Annotated in this window: 3 protein-coding genes; all 3 read right to left on the bottom strand. The window is 31.9% G+C overall.

The genetic code is table 11. The features are described from left to right. A partial coding sequence (locus VFS71_RS03540) for an ABC transporter permease (RefSeq protein ID WP_326399405.1) occupies positions 1 to 1,694 on the bottom strand: 1,694 nt, incomplete at its 3' end. 91 nt (positions 1,695 to 1,785) lie between these two features. Continuing rightward, the gene (locus VFS71_RS03535) at positions 1,786 to 2,490 is read right to left on the bottom strand and encodes an ABC transporter ATP-binding protein (protein WP_326399404.1); all 705 of its coding nucleotides are present in this window, start codon (positions 2,488 to 2,490) and stop codon (positions 1,786 to 1,788) included. Positions 2,491 to 2,564: 74 nt separating this feature from the next. After that, the coding region (locus VFS71_RS03530) for an efflux RND transporter periplasmic adaptor subunit (protein ID WP_326399403.1) at positions 2,565 to 3,704 on the bottom strand (1,140 nt) is incomplete at its 5' end.

The following is a 3,704-nucleotide window of genomic DNA, read 5'->3' as shown; positions in this document are numbered from 1 at the left end:
TTCCAATCGACAATTTTACCAATTGGATTTTTCTCGTTCATTATCTTCAAAGCTGTTTCATTGACCATCATCGAATTTATAGTATCTGAAGCAATTTTTGGATCAAAATACCGTCCTTGTGCCATTTCAATTTTCATCATTTCAAGCATACCAAAATCAACTGCCAAATTTTGACCTTGAATATTATTGCCCTTATAACTAAAACTCGATGAAGAATCATTTCCTCCTCCAAATTTGAATGCTCCTGTTGCTACTTGCTCTACTCCTTTTATTTTTGAAATTTCATTTTTGACAGTTGTGTATCGATCAAATATCTGTTGTTCTGCATTTTTTGCATTAAGGATGGCTTCTGGTTTGTAATAAAAAATTTCTAAAACCTGTTCCCCTGAAAATCCTAAGTTTTTATTGGCTAGATAGCGTACTTGCTCGTACACAATATAAGAACCGATAATAAAGAAGGAAGCAATGCTAAATTGTAGAATTAACATTCCGTTCCGAAGCCAGACACCACTTTTATTTCTGCCAAAATTCCCTTTCAATACTTTTAAAGTTTCAAAATTAGATACATATATCGCTGGAAAAACGCCTGCACAAATTACAGTAATTATAAAAATGAATATAGTTTGGAGATAGAATTGGTTTCCATAAATGATTAATTTTTTATCTAAAAACTCATTATAGTATGGTAATGACAGTTCAACAATAACTAATGCCAGCAAAATAGAAATCGAAACGGTAATTATAGTTTCAAACAAAAACTGTTTGATTATTTCAGCTTTTGAAGCACCAACAATTTTTCGCACACCTACTTCTTTGGCGCGACGAATAGCATTTGCTGTTGCCAGATTTATATAGTTGACTATAGATAATATCAAAATTAAAATAGACAATCCAACCATTATCAGTAGAAATTGGTAGTTCCCATTCCCTTCGGGCATTCCTTGACCTTTAGAGTGTAATCTGGAAACTGAAAGAGGTTCTAATATGAAATTAAAATGACCATATTTTGATTCATATTCTTTTGGACTAATTCCTTCTCCTTTTGCTTCTTTGACTATTTTATTTTGATAGTAAATTGAAGTGATTTTTTTCGAAATTTCATTCGCTTTTGAAGGGTCTTTTAACTTGATAAACCAACCATTATTAAAATTCCCCCAATTGTCTTTATCTAGATCAATCCTTCTTTTCATATTGTTCACTACTGCATCAGGAGCAATCGATGAATTCTCTGTAATTTTATATACAGCGGTTACGGTTAGAATTTGATTTTCATATTGAATTTGTTTTCCGATTGGATTTTCAGTTCCAAAAAATTGTATTGCCGTTTCTTTTTTCATAGCAATACTATTTTCATTTTGCAATACGGTTTTTGGATTTCCCTGAAGAAAATCAAAAGGAAAAAAATCAAAGAAATCATTTTGAGCGTTAAACAATTTTTGAATAATTATTTTTTTGTCTTTATATTTATAAAGTGGGGATTCGTACCAATTTTCGCAGTACATCATCTTTTCAATATTAGGGTCATTTTTTAAGAATGGTACAAAGGTAACTGGAGAATTTGCTCCTGCTTCGTTCTCTCCAATATCGACCAAAACCTGAAAAACATTCTCTTTTTCAGGATTCCAATCATTGTAACTCTTCTCATCATTCCAATACAGTAATGCAAAAATCAATCCCGCGATTCCAATACTCAAACCCAAAATGTTTAAAGCTGTAAAAAGCTTGTTGTTTTTGATGTGGTATAAAAATATATTTGTCCAATTTTTTAACATAATTTCTAAGAGTTTATTGGCTTATCAGTACATCAACATTACGACTATTCGTTTTTTCAGAAAGGATTACTCCATCTTTCATATGAATAGTTTTTTGGGAAAAAGAAGCATCATAATCTGAGTGTGTAACCATCAAAATTGTCGCCCCATTAGCATGCAAATCGGTAAGTAGTTCCATCACTTCGTTTCCGCTTTTACTGTCCAAATTTCCCGTTGGTTCATCGGCAAGAATGATTTTTGGGTCGTTGATCAAAGCTCTGGCAACGGCAACACGTTGTTGCTGTCCACCGGAAAGTTGCTGTGGATAATGTTTTAGTCGATGTGAAAGCCCTAATCTCTCGGCAATTACTGATACTTTTTTCTTTCTGTCAGATGAAGGAACTTTGTTGTAAATCAAAGGCAATTCGATATTGTCATATACTGATAGTTCATCAATCAGATTGAAATTCTGAAAAATGAATCCAATATTTTCTTTTCTGGCTTTTGATTTATCTTTTTCTTTAAGCCCTGTCATTTCCTGATTTAGTAATTGATAACTCCCACTGGAAGTGCTGTCCAGTAATCCAACAATATTCAATAAAGTAGATTTTCCACTTCCTGAAGGTCCCATGATAGATACAAAATCACCTTCCTTGATGGTTAATGAAATTTCACTTAATGCTTTAGTCTCTACTTCTTCTGTTCTAAATACTTTTGAAAGGTTTTTAATTTGAATCATAATATTATTCGTTTTTTGATTGATGATATTTTTTATAATTTTTTATTTTCTCTTTAATCTTACTTATTTGTTCTTTATTCGAAATTCAAAACTTCTACGTCCTTATAATCTTTATAGGATGAAGTAATTACTTGTTCATCAGCTTTCAATCCGCCTAGCACTTCATAATACAGTGGGTTTTCTCTACCCAATTTAATTGCTCTTCTTTCTGCTTTGTTTCCGCTGACAACAAAAATCCATTTTCCATTGGTTTCTTCATAAAAACTTCCCTTTGAAAGTACTTTGGTCTTTGTTTTTTCTGACAGATTTAATTTCACCCCAAAACTCAATCCTTGTTTTAAATCCAATTTTTTGGATGAAACAAAATCCAATTCTACTTGAAACCTACCATTTTTGATTTCAGGAATCACTTTGGTTATTTGAACTTCAATGGCTTTATTGTCAAAATCAACTGTCCCCTTCTGTTTCTCTGCAATTTTATCCAAATAAAACTCATCTATATCCGCAACAAGTTTATAACCTTTCATATCATCTATAAAACCAATACTCGTGTTTTGTGCATATGTTTTTCCCAATATTGGTTCGAATGAAGAAAGCCTTCCGGTAATAGGTGCAGTAATCAAGAAATTCTTTTTGTTCGTTCTTAATATATCCAAACTTTTGTTCATTATGGCAATCGATTGGTTTAGCTGTCCAATCTGAATTTGATTTGCCAGTTTTTCTTTTTTGACACTTTGTTTGATAATGTTCATACGCTCTTTTTGAAAACGATAATTTTCGTTGGTTTTCTCCCATTCATTTTTAGAAAGTATTTCTTGTTCAAAAAGTTTCTTGTTCAAATCGTATAAATTTTTTGCATCCAGATAATCGTGTTCTATTGCAATCAAGTCTTTTTCTAAATTCAATTCTTGATTTCTCAAATCGAGTTTGGCTTTATTCAAATTATTGATTTGTTCAATAATGGCTGTTTCCTGTTGCATATAAGCCAGTTCTGCATTAGGATTATACAATCTTGCCAGCGGTTGGCCTTTGATAACCATATCTCCATTTTCGACAAATATTTCCTGAACGGCTCCGCCTTCAATGATATTAACCAACATTGAATTTAAAGGAACTGCTTTTGCTTGAAAAGACATGAAATCTTCAAAAAAATTATTTTCGACTGTCTTAATCGTGATTTCAGCTGCCTTTATTGTAAGACTTCTTTTCTTTGT

Source organism: Flavobacterium sp. (genome assembly GCF_035760125.1).
Classification (GTDB): Bacteria; Bacteroidota; Bacteroidia; order Flavobacteriales; family Flavobacteriaceae; genus Flavobacterium.
Note: the sequence above shows the minus strand (reverse complement) of the source record. Positions and strands in the feature narration are given on the sequence as shown.

Bases quoted from the DNA above. Each gene is read 5' to 3' on its own strand.
- VFS71_RS03535 (WP_326399404.1), bottom strand. From the start codon at position 2,490: ATGATTCAAATTAAAAACCTTTCAAAAGTATTTAGAACAGAAGAAGTA.